Source organism: Halobacillus sp. H74, assembly GCF_052246715.1.
Taxonomy (GTDB): domain Bacteria; phylum Bacillota; class Bacilli; order Bacillales; family Halobacillaceae; genus Halobacillus; species Halobacillus litoralis_A.
Map to the genome: position 1 here is coordinate 185,035 of NZ_JBQQCI010000001.1, position 21,522 is coordinate 206,556.

Annotated in this window: 17 protein-coding genes; 5 read left to right on the forward strand and 12 right to left on the reverse strand. The window is 42.2% G+C overall.

The window, feature by feature from the left end; all coding sequences use genetic code 11:
* The first annotated feature begins 7 nt into the window (after nucleotides 1-7).
* On the forward strand, nucleotides 8-628 hold the full coding sequence (gene kynB / locus ACTWPX_RS00955) for an arylformamidase (protein ID WP_443118110.1): 621 nt from the start codon (nucleotides 8-10) through the stop codon (nucleotides 626-628).
* A gap of 261 nt (nucleotides 629-889) precedes the next feature.
* On the opposite strand, the gene ACTWPX_RS00960 is transcribed toward kynB, so the two are convergent.
* Together ACTWPX_RS00960 and ACTWPX_RS00965 are read right to left on the reverse strand one after the other, a co-directional pair.
* The gene (locus tag ACTWPX_RS00960) at nucleotides 890-2,416 is read right to left on the reverse strand and encodes a BCCT family transporter (RefSeq protein WP_443118111.1); all 1,527 of its coding nucleotides are present in this window, start codon (nucleotides 2,414-2,416) and stop codon (nucleotides 890-892) included.
* 203 nt (nucleotides 2,417-2,619) lie between these two features.
* Nucleotides 2,620-2,793, reverse strand: a complete 174-nt coding sequence (locus ACTWPX_RS00965; RefSeq protein WP_164908564.1) for a hypothetical protein — start codon at nucleotides 2,791-2,793, stop codon at nucleotides 2,620-2,622.
* 450 nt (nucleotides 2,794-3,243) lie between these two features.
* Between ACTWPX_RS00965 and ACTWPX_RS00970 the strand changes: the two genes are divergently transcribed.
* The 3 genes from ACTWPX_RS00970 to asnB all read left to right on the forward strand — a co-directional run bounded on the left by ACTWPX_RS00970 (nucleotide 3,244) and on the right by asnB (nucleotide 6,949).
* Nucleotides 3,244-3,780: a sigma-70 family RNA polymerase sigma factor gene (locus ACTWPX_RS00970; RefSeq protein ID WP_241655857.1), complete on the forward strand. Its 537-nt coding sequence runs from the start codon at nucleotides 3,244-3,246 to the stop codon at nucleotides 3,778-3,780.
* Nucleotides 3,773-4,903: a hypothetical protein gene (locus ACTWPX_RS00975; RefSeq protein ID WP_443118112.1), complete on the forward strand. Its 1,131-nt coding sequence runs from the start codon at nucleotides 3,773-3,775 to the stop codon at nucleotides 4,901-4,903. Before ACTWPX_RS00970 ends, ACTWPX_RS00975 begins: the two co-directional genes overlap by 8 nt.
* Before the next feature lie 144 nt (nucleotides 4,904-5,047).
* Nucleotides 5,048-6,949 (forward strand): asparagine synthase (glutamine-hydrolyzing), encoded by a 1,902-nt coding sequence (gene asnB, locus ACTWPX_RS00980; RefSeq protein ID WP_443118113.1) that lies wholly within the window; start codon nucleotides 5,048-5,050, stop codon nucleotides 6,947-6,949.
* A gap of 42 nt (nucleotides 6,950-6,991) precedes the next feature.
* On the opposite strand, the gene ACTWPX_RS00985 is transcribed toward asnB, so the two are convergent.
* From ACTWPX_RS00985 to ACTWPX_RS01010, 6 genes are all read right to left on the reverse strand, one after another.
* Complete coding sequence (locus ACTWPX_RS00985) at nucleotides 6,992-8,239, reverse strand: aminopeptidase (RefSeq protein WP_443118114.1); 1,248 nt, start codon at nucleotides 8,237-8,239, stop codon at nucleotides 6,992-6,994.
* A gap of 144 nt (nucleotides 8,240-8,383) precedes the next feature.
* A complete protein-coding gene (locus ACTWPX_RS00990) occupies nucleotides 8,384-10,279 on the reverse strand; it encodes an ABC-F family ATP-binding cassette domain-containing protein (protein WP_443118115.1) in 1,896 nt (631 codons plus the stop codon).
* 178 nt (nucleotides 10,280-10,457) lie between these two features.
* Nucleotides 10,458-11,873: an alanine/glycine:cation symporter family protein gene (locus tag ACTWPX_RS00995; protein ID WP_443118116.1), complete on the reverse strand. Its 1,416-nt coding sequence runs from the start codon at nucleotides 11,871-11,873 to the stop codon at nucleotides 10,458-10,460.
* A 437-nt stretch (nucleotides 11,874-12,310) separates the two neighbouring features.
* Complete coding sequence (locus ACTWPX_RS01000; protein ID WP_206659667.1) at nucleotides 12,311-12,832, reverse strand: acyl-CoA thioesterase; 522 nt, start codon at nucleotides 12,830-12,832, stop codon at nucleotides 12,311-12,313.
* Between the two features lie 66 nt (nucleotides 12,833-12,898).
* The gene (locus tag ACTWPX_RS01005; RefSeq protein ID WP_443118117.1) at nucleotides 12,899-14,230 is read right to left on the reverse strand and encodes an ATP-binding protein; all 1,332 of its coding nucleotides are present in this window, start codon (nucleotides 14,228-14,230) and stop codon (nucleotides 12,899-12,901) included.
* A complete protein-coding gene (locus ACTWPX_RS01010; protein ID WP_443118118.1) occupies nucleotides 14,227-14,913 on the reverse strand; it encodes a response regulator transcription factor in 687 nt (228 codons plus the stop codon). The genes ACTWPX_RS01005 and ACTWPX_RS01010 overlap by 4 nt, the downstream gene beginning before the upstream one ends.
* Nucleotides 14,914-15,104: 191 nt before the next feature.
* On the opposite strand from ACTWPX_RS01010, the gene ACTWPX_RS01015 reads away from it, so the two are divergent.
* On the forward strand, nucleotides 15,105-16,253 hold the full coding sequence (locus ACTWPX_RS01015; protein WP_443118119.1) for a S1C family serine protease: 1,149 nt from the start codon (nucleotides 15,105-15,107) through the stop codon (nucleotides 16,251-16,253).
* 317 nt (nucleotides 16,254-16,570) lie between these two features.
* On the opposite strand, the gene cls is transcribed toward ACTWPX_RS01015, so the two are convergent.
* The 4 genes from cls to ACTWPX_RS01035 all read right to left on the reverse strand — a co-directional run bounded on the left by cls (nucleotide 16,571) and on the right by ACTWPX_RS01035 (nucleotide 21,443).
* Nucleotides 16,571-18,013: a cardiolipin synthase gene (cls, locus tag ACTWPX_RS01020; RefSeq protein ID WP_443118120.1), complete on the reverse strand. Its 1,443-nt coding sequence runs from the start codon at nucleotides 18,011-18,013 to the stop codon at nucleotides 16,571-16,573.
* A gap of 391 nt (nucleotides 18,014-18,404) precedes the next feature.
* Complete coding sequence (locus tag ACTWPX_RS01025; protein WP_443118121.1) at nucleotides 18,405-18,947, reverse strand: transcription repressor NadR; 543 nt, start codon at nucleotides 18,945-18,947, stop codon at nucleotides 18,405-18,407.
* An 88-nt stretch (nucleotides 18,948-19,035) separates the two neighbouring features.
* Nucleotides 19,036-20,490: a glycoside hydrolase family 32 protein gene (locus ACTWPX_RS01030; RefSeq protein ID WP_443118484.1), complete on the reverse strand. Its 1,455-nt coding sequence runs from the start codon at nucleotides 20,488-20,490 to the stop codon at nucleotides 19,036-19,038.
* 8 nt (nucleotides 20,491-20,498) lie between these two features.
* Nucleotides 20,499-21,443 (reverse strand): aminoimidazole riboside kinase, encoded by a 945-nt coding sequence (locus tag ACTWPX_RS01035; protein WP_443118122.1) that lies wholly within the window; start codon nucleotides 21,441-21,443, stop codon nucleotides 20,499-20,501.
* Nucleotides 21,444-21,522 lie beyond the last annotated feature (79 nt).

Below are 21,522 nucleotides of genomic sequence, written 5' to 3' on the forward strand. Positions count from 1 at the left end.
GCTGACCATGAAACTCATTGATATAACAATGCCCTTGAATAATGCTACCCCCCCATGGCCTGGAGATGAGCCTTTTCAGTATCAACTGACTTTCTCAATGGAAGAAACAGGTTCGGTGAACGTCGGCCAGTTCAAAGGGAGCAACCATATCGGAACGCACGTGGATGCACCCTATCATTACGATTCTGAAGGTTTGAAAATCGCAGAAATTCCGCTGGAACGTTTCACAGGTAAAGCACTGCTCGTTTCTATTGAAGGTAAAAGTAAGATTTCCGCGGAGGACTTACAACATGTAGATTTCCGTAATGTGGATAAAGTCCTCTTCAAGACGAACAGCTGGAAGGACCGCTCGAAATTCCCGGAAACATATACCGTCATCGGTGAAGACATGGGGCCATTTTTACATGAGAAAGGAATTAACCTTATCGGGGTGGATACACCATCTGTAGATCCAGAGACAAGCAAAAAATTGCTAGGTCACCATTCCCTTTATAATCATGACATCCTCATTCTAGAAGGATTGCAGCTTGCTCATGTGACTCCAGACATTTATGAATTGATGGCTTTTCCTTTAAAAATGGAGGAAGCAGATGGCAGCCCTGTCAGAGCCGTACTGAAGAAAAGTTAACAGAAACATGGATTAAGTATACTTTCACCATCAAATGCAGAGCATATCCCTCCTTGGGTATGCTTTTCCTTTTCATTAAAGGGCTCTTGTTTGATGAATAATTGCGCTGCTACGAGAATGGAGCGAAAGATTCGAAAGACTAGTTATGACTGTGCGGAGCCCCCCCATTGATAAATCATATCAAACAAAAAAAGCAGTTCAGTCATGGGTACAATTTGCGTTTGTACCTCAAAACTGAACTGCTTACATTCAAACGATTGTTTATTTTTTTGTAATTCTTTGATCAATCGCCATTTTCTTCGCCACTTTCGGTGCAAGCCAAATCATCGGTAACAATAAAAGGGATACCGGGACGGCTGTAACCACGATAAAGTTTTGTAACTGGGTAATGCCGCTATCACCTGTAATCAGCAAAATAACCGCAATAGCGCCCATAAGCACAGCCCAGAAAATGCGGAGCCAACTTTTCGGGTTCCCTTCACCGGTAACAGCCATTGCAATCGTATAGGACATGGAGTCACTAGTCGTTACAACGAACAGAATCGTCAAAATAAGGAACAATGGTGAGATGATTGATGCCAATGGGAATTGTTCTGTAATTGCGAACATTGCTGCTGGATTTCCTGCTTCATTTAAAGCTTCTGATACAGAACCCGGGTTGCTTAGTTCGAAGAAAATCCCAGAGCCTCCCAGAACGGTAAACCAGAAAGTTGAAATCACTGGCGCAAAGACAGAAACAGCAATAATGATTTCCCGAATGGTCCTTCCCCGGGAAATACGACTCACTAGAATCGCCATCATCGGACCATATCCAATGAACCAACCCCAGAAGAAGACTGTCCAAAGTGAAAGCCATCCTTCATCTCCCCGATAAGTACTCATTGGTATGAATTGATCCACATAAAAACCGAATGAAGAAATAAAGTGGTTCAGGATAAATCCTCCTGGACCGAAGATTACGATGAAAGCCATCAAAGCAATCGCCAAACGGACATTGAAACTACTCAACATTTGAATACCTTTGTAGAGACCTGAAACAGCAGATATCGTCGATATAATGACAACGATAAAAATAATCGTGAACTGAGTGCTGAATTCGTTCGGAATACCGAAAATCGCCTGCAGCCCGTAACTCGCTTGCAAGCCTAAGAAACCAATCGGCCCGATGGTTCCAGCAGCAACAGCAATGACAGAGAAAGCGTCGATTATCGTCCCAAGCCAGCTATTTTTCAACTTTTCTCCAAAAATCGGATATAACAACGTTCTTGGTTTCATCGGCATGCCTTTATGATAGTGACCGTACATCATCACTACAGCACTGATGGTACCAAGAATCGCCCATGCAAGGAAGCCCCAGTGCATGAAGCTTTGAGCTAGAGCAGGATCGATCGCCGCTTCTGTACCTGCTTCTATACCTGACTGGTGTGGTGGAACAGTAAGAAAGTGCCACATTGGCTCGGCTGCTGCCCAGAATACTCCTCCACCAGCCAAAAGTGTTGCCATTATAATGGACAACCATTTATAGAGGCCTAACTCAGGCTTTTCCATATTTCCCATTTTAATTTTTCCATACTTAGAAAAGGCGAGCCATAATCCGACAAAAAAAGTAGCCAGCATCAGCACCTGCCAGAAGGCACCGAAATACTTGGCAGACCAGGCGAAACTTCCATTTACAATTGTTTCAATTAAATCAATATCAATAAGTGCAATAATTACAAAGAGGACCAATATTCCTCCACTAATCGCAAACACCGGCCAATCTATTCGACCTGCAACTTTATTATCCATATCTATCTCCTTTTGTTCATACTTGTTTGAACGCACAATTAAACACTCTACCACTTTAATTATTATGATGTAAAGACATATACTTTATGCTTTTGGTACAAAAGCGCAAGCACCTTGATCACCCCCGACAAGCATAAGCAAACCTTTGAAGTGGCGTTTTTGCCACCCCATACAAATAAAAAAAGACCACGAATTTGTGGCCTTTACTGTTCCTCATCATTTTCAACTTTATGGTTTTCCTGCAGTTTCTGGCATTCTTTACATAATTTCAATTCTTCTTCTCTTTTTGTGGCAAGTGGTTTCCCACACCTTCCACATTCACTGAAACTATTAGGATTCGCTTGAAAACCAGGGATATTATTTTCTGGCCCTATCATATTTATTCCTCTCCTTCATCAAAATAACTCTTTCCATTCTTATTCCCTAATCACATCTTACTAATCATTGTTTTAGTTGAACTGCAGCTATCTAAGGAAGGAAAAAAACTCGCGACTTTGCAAAATTCCACTTCTATACCTGGGTAATATCAAAATTGTATCAATTCTTTTTCTGTTATACCTTTAGCATAGGACTGTTTACCTATTAAGACTTGTGTTTTAATATAAGAATTACTAGCATCATTAAATCCGAAGTATTTCCATTCTGTATATCATTTGAGAATAGAACTCCTTTTCACAACCCAATACCCTTCCATTACACACATTTATTGTAGAACGCATTCAATCCACATATATCAAAATTTTCATCTATACAAAATAAATTCCATTCGATCGGGACCTTCGCTAACTTCCGGACGTCTAATAATTGAAGAAAGGAGAGAGAGCCCGGTGACCGGAAATACACAAGTCGACTTCACACGTGACGAAGCAATCGAATACATTATGCACCATTATGGTGAGATTCTGAAACGAACTATTTTCACTTATGTGAAAAATCACCACACAACCGATGACCTTTTTCAAGAAGTGCTTATACTCATTTATCGGAAGTGGGATCAATTTCACGGCCAATCTCAGTTAAAAACTTGGGCGATAAGAATAGCTATTAATCGTTGTAAAGATTATTTACGCTCTCCTCTTCATCGAATCAAAATCGTCAAAGATCAATGGTTAGATAAAAAAGATCCCCAGCACCTTGAAGAGACGGTCATCCAAAAGGAACAATGGGATGAAATTGCCAAAGCGATTCTCAGCCTGCCCATCAAATATCGGGAAGTAATGATCCTCACCTTTCAACAAAATATGTCCCAGAAGGAAATTGCGGACGTTACTGATACACCATTGTCCACAGTGAAAACGCGCATGCAGCGTGCTCGCCAAATGTTAAAAAAACAAGTCAATGAGGGGGAACTGACCCTTGAATAATAAAATAAAAAAAGCGATTGATCGCCAAATCAGTGAAAAGCCTTTATTCACGAATGAAGATCGCCGCCGGTTTTACGCCAATAAACAAAATAAGGGTTTCTCTTGGTGGAATCAGGGCTTCCCCAAGTTATTGACAGCCATGACCACTTTGCTTCTCCTGGCTGGATCTTTTTACTTTTTCACTTCCGGAAATCCATTCCAATCCCCTGCTTCCCCTGAGGAAGAGACAGTAAAAGAAGGGCCGGTCCCTGAAAAAGAGCAGTATAATCATCCACCTCTCGATACTAGAATTAAAGAGATTAAAAATCTGGTGCTGAATGGCCCCGGCAAAAATCAAATCAGGGATACCGTTGAATCCCTCGATGGAGTGGAAATAGAATCTGCCCAAGAAAAGAAAGGGACAGAGGAATTGATGTCATTCGTTTTCGCACCTGATTCGGAGATGCAAAACACTTCCTTTACAAGTCATGAACCACCTTCACTTGAAGCTTTCCAAAATGGTGAGCTCGACTTGTTTTTGGCTGTTCAATGGAACGATGAATCCAACGGCCTTTCTTCAGCTACACTCACTTACCTGTCCGATGATGGGGAATCTTTAACTGAAGAAAGATTCACAGGCAACGCTTTAAAAAGAGAATTCGCAAAGGTGGTGGGAGCTGAAGATCCGGTTTCCATGAAAGACCTCACATTGCGATCCATCGCACGTTCACTGGATAAAGAACCTGACTCGCTTACGAAAAGCGACTTATTGGAGCTCGAAGAATTAACGATTAACGCCTCACATTTAAACGGAATTTTTGATGTTGAAGCTGACCCTTCTTATTTCGAAGCAATGAAGTCACTGAGAGTACTAAAACTGAACCAGGCCATCATCCCCGGTGAATTATTGAAAGAAGTTCCAAGTTTAGAACAGGTCACTTTCATCGGGCCAACTATAAAAGATTTGAGCCGTGTTGCTGAGGGAATGCAGAATGTTCAGTATTTGAACTTAATCAATTCTTCCTTCCAAGGTAATGCTGAAGACATCCTCAAGCTAGAGTCACTGACGATCGTAAGAGTCGATCCCTCGGTCGTGCCAGATTATGAGAAATTACAATTCGAAGGCATCGATGTACGTTGGTAAGTATCAACTGCCAACCTGCCAGGTTCAGACAGTGAATCAGGCCAGATAAAGTCAAAGACCAGATTTGATGAATGATAATGTCCCGTATCCATGAGGTTGCGGGCTTATCTGTTATTCAAAATATACTAAAAAAAGGATGTTACAATGTGTGGAATTGTCGGACTTATACATAATGATCAATATTTCGAACCGTCAGTGATCCAGGAAATGATGAAGAAAATCCATCATCGCGGACCCGATAATGGTGGTTATTATCATGATAGAGAAGTAAGCTTAGGGTTCCGGAGACTCAGCATTATCGATAGGACTGAAAACGCGAATCAACCTATGTTTTGTGAAAACAAACGCTTTCTTTTGACTTTTAATGGAGAAATTTATAATTTTAACAGCATAAAAGACTCCCTAATAGAAAGAGGACACCAGTTCCAAAGTCACACAGACAGCGAAGTGGTGCTTCATGGATACGAGGAATATGGAGTTGAAATTCTTCATAAACTGCGTGGTATGTTCGCATTCGCAATATGGGATAAAGAACAAGAAGAACTCTTTTTAGCGCGGGACCCCTTCGGCATCAAGCCGCTTTATTATAGTAGTAACACTAAAGATGGATCTTTCCTATTCGGCTCTGAAATCAAATCCTTTCTTCCCTGTCCCTCTTTTGTTAAAGAATTTAATAAGGAAGCATTAAAGCCATACCTAACCTTCCAATATTCTGCTCTTGAGGAAACATTTTTTAAAAGAGTTTATAAACTCAATCCTGGACACTATATGATTTATAAAAAGGGGAGTTACCAGGTGCACGAGTATTGGGACACCACCTATACCGAAACGACACTAACTTTAGAAAAGGCTGTCGAGGAAATTAAGAATGCCATGAAAGATTCTGTCAGCCACCACCAAATGAGTGATGTGAAAGTCGGAGCGTTTCTTTCAGGAGGGATCGATTCAAGCTATGTAACGACTTTGATGAAACCTGAAAACACATTCTCCGTGGGATTTAAGGATTATAAAGGGATGTTTAACGAAACGAATCTGGCGGAAGAACTATCTGAACACCTTAAGATCCGAAACCATAGAAAATTGATTTCAGGTGAAGAGTTTTTCGAGAAGATTCCTGCTATTCAATACCACATGGATGAACCGCATGCAAACTTATCTTCCATACCTCTCTATTTCTTAGCGGGACTTGCCAGCCAACATGTCACCGTCGTTTTATCAGGAGAAGGAGCAGACGAATTATTCGGAGGTTATGATTGGTATCAAATTAGTAAGAAGCAGCAGGCTTATGAGAAGGTTCCATTTCCATTACGTCAATTCGTTTCTAGAATATGCGAGCGTTTGCCAAAAAATCAGATCACCAATTTCTTACTCATGGGTGGGAAGAAAGTAGAAGAAAAATTCATCGGGCAAGCAAAAGTATTCTCGGAAGAGGACGCGGGAAATCTAATGAAACCATCATATCAAGGCGGAAAATCAGCGTCTAACATACTTGAAAAAACATACCAAAAAGTTCGTAGCGCTAATGATCACACCAAAATGCAGTACACAGATATCCACCATTGGCTTCCAGGTGATATATTGCAAAAGGCAGACAAAATGAGCTCTGCCCACTCCCTTGAATTGCGGGTTCCCTTTTTAGACAAACAGGTGATGGAAACAGCCAGTAAACTTGCTCCTTCCCTGAGAGTGCACCCGAAAGATACAAAATACGCATTAAGACAAGCAGCAAAATCTGTTCTCCCAGAGGAATGGGCCAATCGTGTCAAAGTCGGCTTTCCCGTTCCCATCCGTGACTGGTTAAGAAAACAAAAATATTATGAACATGTCAAAGAGGTACTCATGTCTAAAACGTCAGCCGGTTTTTTTCATACAGAGGAACTGTTGAAATATTTAGATGCTCATTATGAAAACCAGGAGAACTACCACCGCTACATTTGGACAGTTTATGTATTCTTGATCTGGTATGAGGTTTACTTCGTCAACGATGGCTCACCTCCTTATGACCTTGAAATAGCCGAATCGGAAGAAACATTAGCACATGCATAATAAAAAAGGCAGCTGATACTTAAGCTGCCTTTTTCTGCTTCATTATTCGAACGAAATAGCCCAGCTGCCGTTACGCATCACTGGTTCTGTCGTACCATCTTCCAATACCCCATCAATATCAAGTTCTTCTGAACCCATCATGAAATCCACGTGGGACAAACTATGATTGACACCATTTCGATCTAGCTCATCTTCACTCATATCTGACCCGCCTGTCATATTGTTCGGGTATGCTTTCCCAAGGGCCAAGTGACAAGAAGCATTTTCATCGTATAACGTGTTATAGAAAATCAGCCCTGACTTAGAAATAGGTGATTCGTGTGGAACAAGAGCCAATTCGCCAAGGCGACGTGAGCCCTCATCTGTATCCAGAAGGTGTTGCAATGTTTCACTGCCTTCTTCTGCTGAGTAGTCAACCACTTTACCTTCTTTGAAAGTAACAGAAAAGTTATCAATTACATTCCCACCATAATTCAATGGTTTCGTGCTTGATACGGTGCCTTCCACTCCGTATTTATGAGGAGCTGTGAACACTTCTTCTGTCGGCATGTTGGGGTTGAATTGCACTCCTCCTTCTACTGTCTTGGAAGGACCGCCTTTCCAGATATGCCCTTTAGGTAACGCAACTTCTAAGTCTGTTCCCGGAGCTTTGTATATTAATTTTTGATATTGTTTTTTGTTTAAATATTCGCGAGCCTTGATTAAGGTTCGGTTATGTTCTTCCCAAGCAGCGATGGGATCTTCCTGGTCTACACGTACGATACTGAAAATTTGCTCCCAAAGCTTTTCTACAGCTATTTCTACATTCTCATCCGGGAATATCTTTTGAGCCCAAGCAGGGATAGGGATGCTTACAATCGACCATTGGATGCGGTCATTCATTGTGTAATCCCGGAATGTAGCCATAGCTTCTGCTCTTGCCTTGTTAGCTGCAGCTACTTTCCCAGCATCAATACCTTTCAGCAAATCCGGGTCGGTGGATCGGATGGATAGAATCGCGGCTCCTTGCTCAGCAAAGTAAGTGAATTTCTGTTGCTGCCACTGTGGAACATTTGATAAGGTCTCTTGGTCCGCATGTTCGTACTTCATACGAGTGAGTGTGTCGTCACCCCAGTTGATATGTACATCTTTTGCTCCCATTTCGAAAGCCTTTTGAGCCACGATGCGTGTGAATTCAGCTCCATCGATTGTGGAATTGATCATGAGCAGCTGGCCGTCTTGTAAGTTGACTCCTGTACGCAACGCCAGTTCAGCATATTTTTGTAATTTGTCATTGCTTGGCATTTTCATCGAACATTCCTCCTATTCAGTGCTTTGTATCCGTATTCATTATTCCACAAAACGCTCAGAACCTCAAAAATAAGCTAGCACAACCGCTTTAATTTCCAGAAAAATTAAAAATAGAGACCCAACTCTCGTTGGATCTCTGGTCCATCATTGATTGTCTATTTCTTCAACGATCAAGGACAACTCTTCCCATCTTTCCATTTTCTCTTCCAATTCGGCTTCTACTTTCTCCTGTTCAAGAGAAATTTCTTGGACTTTATCATAGTTCGCAGCTGCTTCTGTGAGCTGTTTGTTCAGTTCCTCTAAACGGGTTTCCAAATTAGAAATTACCGTTTCGATCGTATCCCACTCCTGCTTTTCACGATAGGTCAATTTTCGTTTCCGGTTGGATCTGCGAGTGTCTTCTTGAGCAGAACTTTTTTTCTCAACCTGTACAGCTTCTTTCTCATTTTTCCTATCTTCCAGATATTCACTGTAGTTTCCAAAAAACTTTCGGATGGCTGCCTTTCCTTCAAAAGCAAGCAATTTATCGACTACACGATCCAAGAAATAGCGGTCGTGAGAAACCGTAATGACAACTCCCGGAAAATGCTCCAAGTACTCTTCCAATACACTTAATGTTTCCGTATCCAGATCGTTTGTCGGCTCATCAAGGAAAAGTACATTGGGCTCGCTCATTAGAACTCTTAACAAATAGAGGCGTCTACGCTCCCCTCCAGATAATCGTTTAATATAAGTCCATTGCTGAGGTCTCGGGAATAAGAATCGTTCCAACATCTGTTCTGCGGTGACTTCATCTCCATTAGCCGTCTTAATAACTTCAGCTACCTCTTTGATGTATTCAATCACCTTCAAACTCTCATCCAATTCTTCGTGGTCCTGTGTATAGTAACCAATCCGTACCGTAGAACCAACGCGGACCTCTCCTTGATCAGGTTTGATGCGTTCTGCCATGATGTTGAGCAATGTCGTTTTTCCGGATCCGTTCGGGCCGATAATGCCTAACCGTTCCCCTGGCACCACGAGGTAATCTAAGTTTTTAATGAGTGAATGCGATTGAATTGAATGTGAAATCCCTTCTAATTCTATGACTTGATTACCCAGCCTTTTTGAGCCGATCGCCATGTCGACATTCTCTTTCGTTGTATCGAAATTCTCTTCTTTCATCGCTTCCACCCGTTGCTTACGGGCTTTCTGTTTAGTTGATCTTGCTTTCACACCCGCTTTCAGCCATGCAAGCTCACGACGCAGCGTATTTTGATGCTTTTGCTGGGCTTGGCGTTCCCACTCTTCCCGATCTGCCTTTTTCTCTAAGAAGGTTTCATAGTTTCCTTCATATATATAAAGATCGCTTCGATCCAACTCATAAATCAAGTTTGTCACACGGTTGAGGAAATACCTGTCGTGTGTGACAACCATTAGCGCTCCTTTGTAGGAAGACAAAAACTCTTCTAACCATTCAATGGTTTCATTGTCGAGGTGGTTGGTCGGCTCGTCTAACATTAATAAGTCTGCTGGCTGGATCAACGCTTTAGCAATCGCGACTCTCTTCTTTTGCCCGCCCGACAGCTCTCCCACTTTCTTATCGAAGAATTCAATACCAAGTTTTGAAAGGATCGTCTTCGCTGCTGTATTCGCTTCCCAGGCATCTTTTTCTTCCATCTTCTGTTGGAGTTCGAGCATCCGTTCTTGCACAGCTGTATTCTCTGGGTCCTGGGATAACTCCAGCAGGACATGTTCGTATTGACGCATTACCACCATAACTTCAGCATCACCGTAATAGATTTGCTCAAGTACAGTCTTATCTTCCTCCAAATCCGGCTCTTGAGGCAAATATTCAACCGTGAAATCTTTGGCATGATCCAAATTTCCTGAATCACCAGTTTCCAAACCTGCTAGTATTTTTAACAGCGTCGATTTCCCCGTCCCATTAACGCCGATCAATCCAATGCGCTGCCTGCTTGATATTGCAAAAGACAAGTCCTCGAACAGATCTTTATCTCCATAACTTTTACTTAAATTGTTTACTGATAATAGGCTCATTCCGCTCATCCCTTTAAAAAGAATCTTTTCTCATCATATCATATTGTACCTTCATTCACTTTCATACGTTAATCATCGCGTCGCGTAACCTATTAAATTAAAGAAACCGGGCCTAAGCCCGGTTTCCCATCCATTACCTTTTTGGTGATTACTTGTCGTATTTAATCAAACTTGTAATTTAATTTTCTTTTTCAGAACTCTGATCTCTTCTCCAATATTCCATTCCATCTACACCAGGAAGATGGTCTTGATAGAAAACGGGATCTTTCCCTTCCTTACGCTGCCTCCGGTAATCTTTTAAAGCAGCATAAGCGACCGATGACAACCGCAATATAGCATACAAGTTAATTAATGCCATGATCCCCATCGTCAAGTCGGCAAGTGACCAAACGAGACCGAATTCAGCTACAGCACCAAACATGACCATTGCAAGAACCGCAACTCTATAAATGAAAATGTTGACTTTGCTTGTTTTAATGAATTCGATATTCGTTTCACCATAATAATAATTTCCTATAATGGAACTGAAAGCGAACAAGAGAATTGCAATAGCAATAAAGATGGCCGCCCACGCACCCAGCTGAGATTCGAAGGCTTCTTGTGTCAATTGAATACCATCTAAATCTGTCCCGGCATAATCGCCAGCGAACAAGATAATGACAGCTGTTGCACTACAGATGAGCAATGTGTCTGTAAAAACTCCAAGTGTTTGGATTAATCCTTGTTTGACTGGGTGAGTTACTTCAGATGTTGCAGCCGCATTCGGCGCACTACCCATTCCTGCTTCATTCGAGAATAATCCACGTTTGATTCCGATCAGAATCATACCGCCGAAGGTTCCGCCTGCAATCTCACGGAAACCGAATGCTCCTGCAAAAATCTGACCGAACATTGTAGGAACTTGTCCTAAATTTGCTAAAAGGACATAACCAGCTAAAATGATGTAGAAAATCGCCATAATCGGTATGATGAATTGTGTGACTTGAGCAATTCGTTTCAACCCGCCGAAAATGATCAGAGCAACAGCTAGTGTGAGTAAACCACCCATCAGCCATTTATCGACGTTAAAAGAGTTTTCAAAAGCTAAACGAATCGTATTTGATTGGACAGAACTGAACACAAGACCATATGTAAAGGTGATGGTGATCGCGAATATTATTCCTAATGTCCGGTTCTTCAACCCTTTTTCAATGTAATAAGCAGGGCCGCCCCGGTACTGGTCTTTATCTGGTACTTTGTAAACTTGTGCCAACGTACTTTCAATAAAGCTTGAAGCCCCTCCGAGAATCGCTACAATCCACATCCAAAAAACAGCCCCAGGCCCTCCGACTGTAATAGCAGCGGCTACACCTGCCAGGTTACCCGTACCGACACGGGAGGCTGTACTGATAGCAAATGCCTGGAATGGAGATGTTCCTTTCTTCCCTTCTGCTGAGATGGATCGTTTGTCGAACAATACGCGAATCATTTCTGGTATGTACCTGAACTGAACAAAGTTCAATTTAATCGAGAACCAAAGTCCTAACCCAAGAAGAGTGACGACCAGGATGGTCCCCCACATCCAATCGTTCAGAAAACCGAGTACTTCTTGCATGCATTTCACCTCATTATGATAGTATCAAAATATTTACAACTTATAAACCTTTCCCCTTCTCACCTTATAACAAACAATAAATTGCGACAACTCGACAATTTTACCATAAATAATGATCCAGAGCCCTCTTTCACTAATTGTACTATCGAAAAATAAAGTACTGACTTACTTGTTATTACTTCACATTAGCCAGAGGAGCGTTCAGAGCGAGCGCGAACCTGGGAATCTGTGGGGCATGCTTTTCTTCTGTATTATTCTTTGTGAAGAGGAGTAACACAGATTTCACCCTTATTTTTGTTGACTTAACAAAGGGTTGATGCTTATTTAACAGAAAAAAGTCGAGCCCTAAATCTTTTCGATTTAGGGCTCGACTCTAAAAACATCACCTTTATCAATGCTTCCATATTCCGGATTACTTTGGAAGCAACCGCGCTTGATTACAGCCCCCTTTTCCAAGGAAGGCTTGTACCGAACTTATTCGCAAGCTCTTTCGATTCCTTCCTTCTATTCTTACGGTGTTCGTGGCGTCTTTTTGCACCTTCATGGAGCCATTTTTCTTCATCTGATTCAGGAAATACAGCCGTGACAGGGGAAGGTTCATTGTTTTCATCAACCGCCACCATCGAAAGAAATGCAGTCGTACAAACCTTTCGTTCACCTGTCAGTAAATTTTCAGTTATCGCTTTTACAAAAACTTCCATAGATGTGTTATGTGTCCATGTTACAAAGGCTTCTAAACACACCGTATCACCTTCGAACACCGGCTGCAGGAAGTCTACAGAATCCATAGAAGCTGTTACGACAGGTTTTCTACAATGTCTGACAGCGGCAATTGCGGCTACATCATCAATATGTGCCATCAGTTTACCACCGAAAAGTGTCCCGTGACTATTCGTATCAGGTGGGAGCACATGTGAGCTTTTTACAGTTAAAGAATCTATACAAGGTTTAGCATCCATCATCTATTTCCTCTCTTTCCATATGGAATCGTTCTCTGTCCTTTATTATACCATGATTGTTTGATATCACTCTTTGCGGTTAAATTCTATTTCGAAAATCGCTCCCGTTCCTTGTGAGCGGTTGAATGCGTATATTGTACCACCGCTCCGTTCGATTATAGCTCGTGAGATAGCAAGACCTAATCCTGTTTCCCCTTCTTTCCCTTTAATAAAACGCTCGAACAGTTGGGAAAGAAGTTCCTCTGAGATGCCATTGCCATCATCGCCCACTTGGATTTTCAATCGTCCCTCTTGCACTTCAGTTGTTATGGTAACTTTCTGTTTTGCATGTCTTACCGCATTGCTTAAAATATTGATTAATGCCTGCAAAACACGCTCACGATCTACTACTGAGTAAAAGGATGGAAGATGAGTAAGTTCAAGGTCGATCCCTTTTTCATTAGCCAAAGGGAAAAGTCGATCTTTAGCCTGACTGATGACTTCCGAAATATCTGTAAGTTCAGGTTTATAAATATCTTCACTGCTATCGAGTTTGGCTAGTAAAATCATTTCATTTACGATTTTCTTTAACCGCTCCGTTTCACTGACCATCACATTCAAACCTTTTTCCGCTGCCTCTCCTTCAAAAACTCCATCACGAATTCCTTCTGCATAGCCTTGAATCGACATTAAGGGTGTCTTCAATTCATGGGAAGCATTCTGGAAAAATTGTTTTTGAGAATGAATGTAGCGGGCAAGTTCATCAGCCATGTGCCTGACACTCTGTTCAACTTCTTTGATCTCACCTGAAGCATTGACTTTTTCCACCTTGGAAAATTGCCTTTTCTCTATCTTTTTCACTTCCTGTTTCAATTTCGTTAATGGAGTGACAAGCCTCCATGTCAAAATAGAGCTGACAATTAGAGCGAGAAATAATCCTATCAAGAATACAGCGATCATACGAAGAGCGAAAACAGACTGTACGGCTTGCAAGTCGTTCAGAGGTGTGGCCATGACAAGTATTTGATTATTCCCGGCGTTGACAGGAAAATCATAAACAACATATTTCTCGCCACCGCTTTCCCACACTTCCTGGTCCACTAACTCCTCTTCGTAGCGCTCCATCCAAGAATCAGCGACTTCAGCAGGCATCGTTCGAAACAATACTTCATCCTGGGCACGATCGAACAGCAATATTGGATAATTACGATCCTGGATGAGCTGGGACAGTTGTGGACTCCGGTCAGGGTCCTGTTCAGAGATGATATCAATCAACAGTTCAGCTCTCCCTTTCAATTGCCTTTGTTCATCCTGGATCAACATATCCATCAATAGAGAGTATATGAAAAAAGCCGTGATAGACATGATGACGATAATCAAAGCTGCAAAAGCTGCATTCAATTGATGAAGCAATTTCATGAGGATCCATCCCTTAGTCGGTAGCCATGTCCCCACACCGTTTCAATCGGCAGGTCCTTCATTTTTTTGCGTAAACGCTTAATAAGATCATCTACAGCCCGATCGCTTCCGAAATAGTCATCACCCCAAACCTTCACCAATAATTCTTCCCTTGAGAAAGCTCGATTTTCCTGTGCCCCTAAAATCTTGAGGATTTCAAACTCTTTTGTCGTCACTTCTATTTCTTCACCCTTGAAATACACACGTCTTTCTTGCTGATTCAATACAAGCTCCCCTGCTGTAATCTTCTCCTCGCCTTGTTCTGGCAGAGGCTTCATAGCTTCCCATTTTTTCAAATGCCGCTTCACCCTTGCGACCAGCTCTCTTGGACTGAAAGGCTTTGTCAGATAGTCATCCCCGCCTAATTCAAGACCTAAAATTTTATCCACTTCTTCATCTTTAGCTGAAATGATTAAGATTGGAACTTCTGATGTTTGTCTAATGCGTTTACAAAACTCATAGCCATCCATCCCTGGTAACATGATATCCAGAACCCACAAGTCCGGGGCACCTGTTTCAAAGATATCCCAGGCTTTTTCTGCTGTATCGACAGCTTTCACTTCATATCCTTCTTTTGTTAAGTATGCTTCAACAATCTCTCTTATATTAGGGTCGTCTTCAACGAGACCAATTGTATCATTCATCATTCACCCTCCTGCCATTAGCTATTCTTACATCTATTTTCTCACATTTTCAGGATTTGCTCCTGCTTTACACACTTTTTCCACATTTACACCAAAGTCATGCCATAACTTCACCGTAGAATAAGAATTGTCAGAGGGAAACAACAGGAAAATCGCATCAATTTATATAGGAAAGGGGTTGCCGCTTCTCGATGTTTGATGAAGAAAAAAAGAAAGAAAAGCGTCAATACAAGCGTACAGGTTTAGCTTTCAGTGTATTAGGTGCGATTATTGCTGTATTTATAGTTACTACAGTTTTTCAATGGAAAGGTGTATCCGTCAATGTAAACACGGAGAAGCCGACAGCTCAAGCCAATGAATTACAGCTTGGTAAAAACCAGGAAGAAGTAACCCAAGCCATCGACAAAGCTTCACAAGCTGTCGTAGGAATCAGCAATGTTCAAGAAACACCGCAGGGAACTAAAAAAGCCGGTACAGGTTCTGGGGTCATTTATAAAGAAGACGGCGATAAAGCTTTTGTTGCCACCAACCATCACGTTGTTGAAAAATCTTCCGAATTGGAAGTGATTTTGAGTGATGGAACTAAAGTAAAAGCCGAGCTGAAAGGCAGTGACCCATTGACAGACTTGGCCGTTTTACAAATAGATAGCGAACATGTGCAGAAGGTTGCTGAATTAGGCAAAGCCAATGACGTAGAGGTCGGGCAGACAGCCATAGCCATAGGTAACCCGCTGGGCATGGAATTCGCTGGATCAGCCACTAAAGGTATTGTCAGTGGTCTTAACCGCAATATCCCTGTAGATATTAACGGAGACCAACAGCCAGACTGGCAAACCGAAGTGCTTCAAACAGATGCTGCCATCAACCCTGGTAACAGTGGTGGGCCGCTGGTAAACTTGCAAGGCGAAGTAATAGGGATAAACTCTATGAAAATCGCAAAAGCAGAAGTTGAAGGAATCGGTTTCTCAATTCCGATGGATGTAGCTAAACCAGTCATCGAAGATTTAGAAACCAAGGGAGAAGTGGAGCGTCCTTATATGGGAGTTTCCCTCCAGGACGTAAACCAAATCCCTAATCCTGTGCTTCAGAGGGAATTAGGATTACCTAACGACATCGACCATGGTGTCATTGTCCAAGGTGTCGAAAAAGGTTCTCCGGCCGATGAAGCAGGACTTCGTCAATACGATGTCATCACCGCTATTGACGGGAATAAAGTCGATTCACTTATGAGTTTAAGAAAATATCTCTACAACCAAGTGCAAGATGGAGATACAGCTGAACTCACCGTCTACCGAGACGGAGAACAAACGAAAGTCGAACTAACACTAACCTCCCAGTAAAAATTGAACAGATATGAATATGGAGAATACGTGTAAGAAAATCGGAAACACTTTGGTGGGATTGATTCAATTCAGCAGATACGAATCCCCCCTCCGACTCTGCAGGATCCCTTCAAGCCATTAAGGTCTTTCCGAAAGCAAGAAATGCAAACTATACCAAACCAACCTCTCTCAAAAAATCCCTGCGCTTAAGCGCAGGGATTTTTTATGAGGAAATTTTTAAAAATAAGCCTGCTGGTACGCTGGCAAACAGCTCTCCAAAGGTGCCCACCTTCAAAGGTTTTACCGTTCCCACCCCTGTGATATGCTTCAACGTTTCATAAGATAGGAGACAGCAAGCGGGAAATGGCTTCTTTGAACCTGATCCATTTCGATCGCGATTGATACAATTTATAAGTAAGTTCCGTAGATTCAACAATATCTTCATGGAAACGGTCGGCTAACAATTGAGCTACATCAGGATTATAGATAAACGCATTGACCTCAAAGTTCAATCGAAAGCTCCGAACATCGATATTCGCTGTCCCAACGGAAGCGATATTCCCATCGACAACCAGCGTCTTCGCATGTAAGAAACCCTTTTGATATACATAGATAGTCGCTCCTGCTTTCAACATATCGCCAATGTTGGAGAAAGTCGCCCAATAGACGAATGGATGATCCGGTTTATTCGGAATCATGATCCTTACATCTACTCCGGATAAGACTGCCACCCTTAAGGCATCAAGTAAACTATCATCCGGGATGAAATAGGGAGTTTGGATGTACACATACTCTTTAGCAGAGAGTATCATTTTAAGGTACCCATGTTTAATCTGTTCCCATTCCGAGTCCGGTCCACTGGAAACGATCTGCATCCCGACATCACCTTTGGGTTTTGCTTGATAATATCGATTTTCATAAACGATATCCCGTCTCGACGCCTGATTCCAATCAAGAATAAAGCGGGTCTGCATATTATTGACCGCTTCCCCCTCTACTCTCAAGTGAGTATCTCTCCAGTACCCGAATCGTTTATTGAAACCTAAATATTCATCTCCGATATTAAATCCACCTATATAACCTATTTCACCATCAATGATGGCTAGTTTTCGGTGATTACGATAATTAATTTTCAAATTCACTTTAGGTATAAAGGAGGGAAAGAAGGATTCGACTTGCACCCCTGCCTCTTCCAATTTCCTCTTATATCCACGAGTCAGCAACCTTGATCCCATATCATCATAGAGAAGTTTGACTTCTACTCCCTCTCTTGCCTTTCTCATCAGTACTTCAGCTAAGCGCTGCCCCAGATTATCGTCCCTAAGAATATAATAAAGCAGATGGATGTGGTCTTCTGCTTTCTCGATATCTTCGATGAGTGCATGAAATTTCTTTTGGCCATCTGTGTACACTTCCACTTCATTGTTTTGGGAAAGTAACGCATCATTATTTTTCAAATGCATATAGATCAAGTCTTCATATGGAATGATGGCTTTTGAGTGTACTGCGAGTCTATCTTCCTTGATGGCTGCCAGTTGTTCCTGTACAGCTGTCAATAGTCCTAACCTGCTTTTTTTATCCCAAGTGAAGATTTCTTTATTACTTAACCGTCGTCCAAAAACCAAATACAGAAGGAATCCTGCAATTGGTAAAAAGAGCAAAACCATCAACCAAGCCCAAGTTGCACTGGCATCCCTGCGCTCAAGAAAAATGATTGCCAAGGCTAATAGCACATTCAAGCCCAAGATGAAAGTCAGTATATATGGAAGTATATTCAATGTAGCTCACCTGCCTTTTTCTAACAAAAGATCGCTCTTTAAATATATCATATTCTAAACAAATTCTTCTCAATAGAAACGAAAAATACAAGCAAGCCTGCTTACGAAAAGGCGTCTTGTGCCCCAGCAAAGGACTTGCTTAAGACCTCGAGGGGCTAGGCGCTGGTGCTGGATGGAGCAAATGCGCAAGCGCCTTGATCAGCCCCGACTAGCTTAAGCAAACCTTTGAAGGGGCGTTCTTTGCCCCAGCAAAGGGCTTGCTTAAGACCTCGAGGGGCTAGGCGCTGGAGCTGGATGGAGCTTATATTGCATTTGATATCCACTAATTTCCTGACCACAAGGAAAAAAGACATGCTTTCAATGATCTAAGCATGTCTCTTCCCATCCTCCGTTATTTTTCCATCAAAATCCCTGCTTCTTCAAGAGCAGCTTCCGCTTCATCTAAGGCTTCTCTACTGTCAGATGCAATGGTATGGGTATGGATACCATCTGTCAGCTCTAATAGAAAGGAGGCCTGAGTAGAGCGGACTTGCTGGATGAATTTCTTCACATCACGGCGATTGGAAATTCTAAGTTGAGCAGTTAAATCGCCGTATATTGGATGCTCCACGACTACGTCCTGAACATGAACACCATGATCGACCAAGATGTTCAATTCATTTTCCGTTTCTTCTCCTGGATGCTGACAGACAATCGTCCGTTGAAAGGCCAAATCTTCTTTGGCATCTGTCATGTACATGTAACCCTGACTTGTAGCTACAATCGGCTCGTTTCTTGCCTTCAACAAGGATACATCCCCAACAATGACTTGCCTTGTAACCTTCATTTCTTCAGCTAAAGAGCTCCCTGTAACCGGCTCAGCTCTTTGTTTTAATAAAGATAAAACATGTTCTCTTCGTTCGTTCGCTTTCATTTTCTTAGAAGATTGACTCATTTGAATGACCCCTTCGTGCGATTTACGTAAGAATATCTTATCACAAACTGCAGGAATTCCATAAGAGGATAGGAAAATATTCTCAAATTTATTGGAAGCCTTTCAACTTCCACTGTTCAATGGAAAAAGTGCTCGTACCTAGTGATGTGAACAAAATATGTTCATCTTCGGAATGTGGGAAAATTCTTGAGGTGAGGACCTCTTCCCCTTCGTTCACAAAAACTTCCAAAGAAGAATGATCGATGAACAGGCGAAGACTTTTCAATTTTCCTGCCAATTCAACTCTTCGGAATTCTGTTTTTTGATTCTCTTCAAAATGAGGTCTGGATAACGTAAGAATTCCATCTTTATAGCTCAGGGAAGCGTATTGGAACATTTCAATCGCGAACTGATTTTCTATCTCATCGAATTCTAAGTTCAATTCAATGGACTTTCCCTCAATTCCTCTAACCGCTTTCTGATCATTCTCTATGGTAATAGATGAATGGAGTATGACCGGTCCTCTCATTTCTTTCAGCTCATCTAAAGGGGTCTGGATAAGCTGCTCCCCATTCCATGTCAGTTCTCGAGGAATCGTTAAACAATGGACCCAGTGGTTTTCGATTGTGGGCTGGGCCTGTTCATATTGGTCAGGCACTCCCATCCAGCCGATCAGGATTCGCCTCCCTTTATAATCAAGAGTTGTTTGAGGGGCGTAAAATTCAAAACCCCTGTCTAATTCTCGAAAATCTCCATGCTTCAAACGAACTTTTTCAAAATCCAAAGAACCGGCGAAGTAACCGCTTTGGTACGTATTGGCAAATTGCATCCCCTCGGCTTCGAGCCCTTGTGGAGAAACAACCAGGATATGCTTTCCATCCAGTTCAAATAAGTCAGGGCATTCCCACATATAGCCGAACTCTCCAAGCTTACCTTCACCGCTTCCTGTGATCACTCCAAGGTGTTCCCACTCTGAAAAGTCCTCTGATTTGAACAGAACAGCCTTCCCTTGCAAATCTTCACTTTGAGCACCTACGACCATATACCATGTGTCTCCTTCTTTCCACACTTTAGGATCCCTGAAGTGGGACGTATAACCTTCAGGCAAAAAAACGGAAACACCTTTCTTCTCAAAGTTCACCCCGTCTTCAGAAACTGCCACGCATTGGTATGATTCCCGTTCTCCATTTTCATCTTTAACATTACCGGTATAAAACAAATAAAGATAATCATCATGAGCAATTGCACTTCCTGAGTATACTCCATTTTCATCAAACCAATCGGAAGGAGTAAGGGCGATATCTTCATGTTTCCAATGGACGAAATCCTCCGAACTATAATGTCCCCAGAACTTGGCTCCATGATCAGTATCAAAAGGCATCCATTGATAAAAAAGATGGTACGTCCCTTTCCATTGGATAAAACCATTCGGGTCATTCAGAAGGCCCACTGGTGCCATATGGTGATAGTTCAAACGATAAGGATCCGCTTCTACCTTATCTTTATACCTTTCTATTTCTTCATTAGCTAATTTACGTAATTCAAGATCGCGTTCAGACAAAATACACCCTCCTATCTCAAATATCCTTCTATTTCTTCCCGCGTCGGTAAAGCTGTCATAGCCCCTTTAGTAGAGGCGGCCAAAGCTCCTGATACACTGGCAAAACGCGTGATCCCCTCTAAGTCAGTAAGAGACAACTCCGTAACAGGCTGCCCCTTTTCACTCATTTGATAAAGTATGGCAGAAACAAAAGCATCTCCTGCCCCAGTTGTATCAACAGGATCCACTTTCATGGCGGGGATGTGGGTTTGGCCTTCTTTCGTAAACACGTGGCTTCCTTCTCCACCCCTGGTAACATATAAAACAGGAATATTGTAATCTGTTAATGCTTTGACACCAGCATCGATATCTATTTCCGCAGTTAAAAACTCAAGTTCCTCTTCAGAAATTTTCACAACGTCCGCTTCTCCCAGCATGGAAAGAATCGTTTCTTTCGCTTTTTCTTCAGAAGGCCAGAGTCCTAATCGCAAATTGGGGTCGTAGGATATAATCAGTCCGTTCTGCTTCGCTCGCTCAACAGCAAACTTCGTAGCCGAGCGAGCTGGTTGATCAATCATAGAAATCGACCCAAAATGAAAAAGGTTATGGGAATGGAAGAGGCTTTCGTCCACTTCTTGTTTCTCAAGGAAGCGGTCGGCACTCGGGTTGATATAAAAATCAAAGCTGCGCTCCCCTTCCTCGCCTAATGTGACGAAGACCACACCCGTCCTTACGTCTCCGGTCAAATGCATATGTTGTGTATGTACTCCGTAATCAGTGAGGGTTTCCTTTAAAAACCGACCGAGAACATCATCACCGACCTTACCTAAAAACGTCGCCTTTGCACCAAGGCGTGCCAGACCTACAGCTACGTTAGCCGGTGCGCCACCAGGGCTTTTTTGAAAATTGACATTGTGGGCATCAAGTGGAATGAAGTCGATCAATGCTTCTCCTAATGTTATGATTCCTTGGGTCATTTCCATCATCCTTTCGCAAATATGAAAAGAGGTCCCTTCACCCGCCTCCTTAGTCTGCTCCCATTATACGTTTTTCGCC

Coding starts and splice junctions, on each gene's coding strand:
- kynB (WP_443118110.1), top strand. CDS start 8: ATGAAACTCATTGATATAACAATGCCCTTGAATAATGCTACCCCCCCA.
- ACTWPX_RS00960 (WP_443118111.1), bottom strand. CDS start 2,416: ATGGATAATAAAGTTGCAGGTCGAATAGATTGGCCGGTGTTTGCGATT.
- ACTWPX_RS00965 (WP_164908564.1), bottom strand. CDS start 2,793: ATGATAGGGCCAGAAAATAATATCCCTGGTTTTCAAGCGAATCCTAAT.
- asnB (WP_443118113.1), top strand. CDS start 5,048: ATGTGTGGAATTGTCGGACTTATACATAATGATCAATATTTCGAACCG.
- ACTWPX_RS00985 (WP_443118114.1), bottom strand. CDS start 8,239: ATGAAAATGCCAAGCAATGACAAATTACAAAAATATGCTGAACTGGCG.
- ACTWPX_RS00990 (WP_443118115.1), bottom strand. CDS start 10,279: ATGAGCCTATTATCAGTAAACAATTTAAGTAAAAGTTATGGAGATAAA.
- ACTWPX_RS00995 (WP_443118116.1), bottom strand. CDS start 11,873: ATGCAAGAAGTACTCGGTTTTCTGAACGATTGGATGTGGGGGACCATC.
- ACTWPX_RS01000 (WP_206659667.1), bottom strand. CDS start 12,832: ATGGATGCTAAACCTTGTATAGATTCTTTAACTGTAAAAAGCTCACAT.
- ACTWPX_RS01005 (WP_443118117.1), bottom strand. CDS start 14,230: ATGAAATTGCTTCATCAATTGAATGCAGCTTTTGCAGCTTTGATTATC.
- ACTWPX_RS01010 (WP_443118118.1), bottom strand. CDS start 14,913: ATGAATGATACAATTGGTCTCGTTGAAGACGACCCTAATATAAGAGAG.
- ACTWPX_RS01015 (WP_443118119.1), top strand. CDS start 15,105: ATGTTTGATGAAGAAAAAAAGAAAGAAAAGCGTCAATACAAGCGTACA.
- ACTWPX_RS01025 (WP_443118121.1), bottom strand. CDS start 18,947: ATGAGTCAATCTTCTAAGAAAATGAAAGCGAACGAACGAAGAGAACAT.
- ACTWPX_RS01035 (WP_443118122.1), bottom strand. CDS start 21,443: ATGACCCAAGGAATCATAACATTAGGAGAAGCATTGATCGACTTCATT.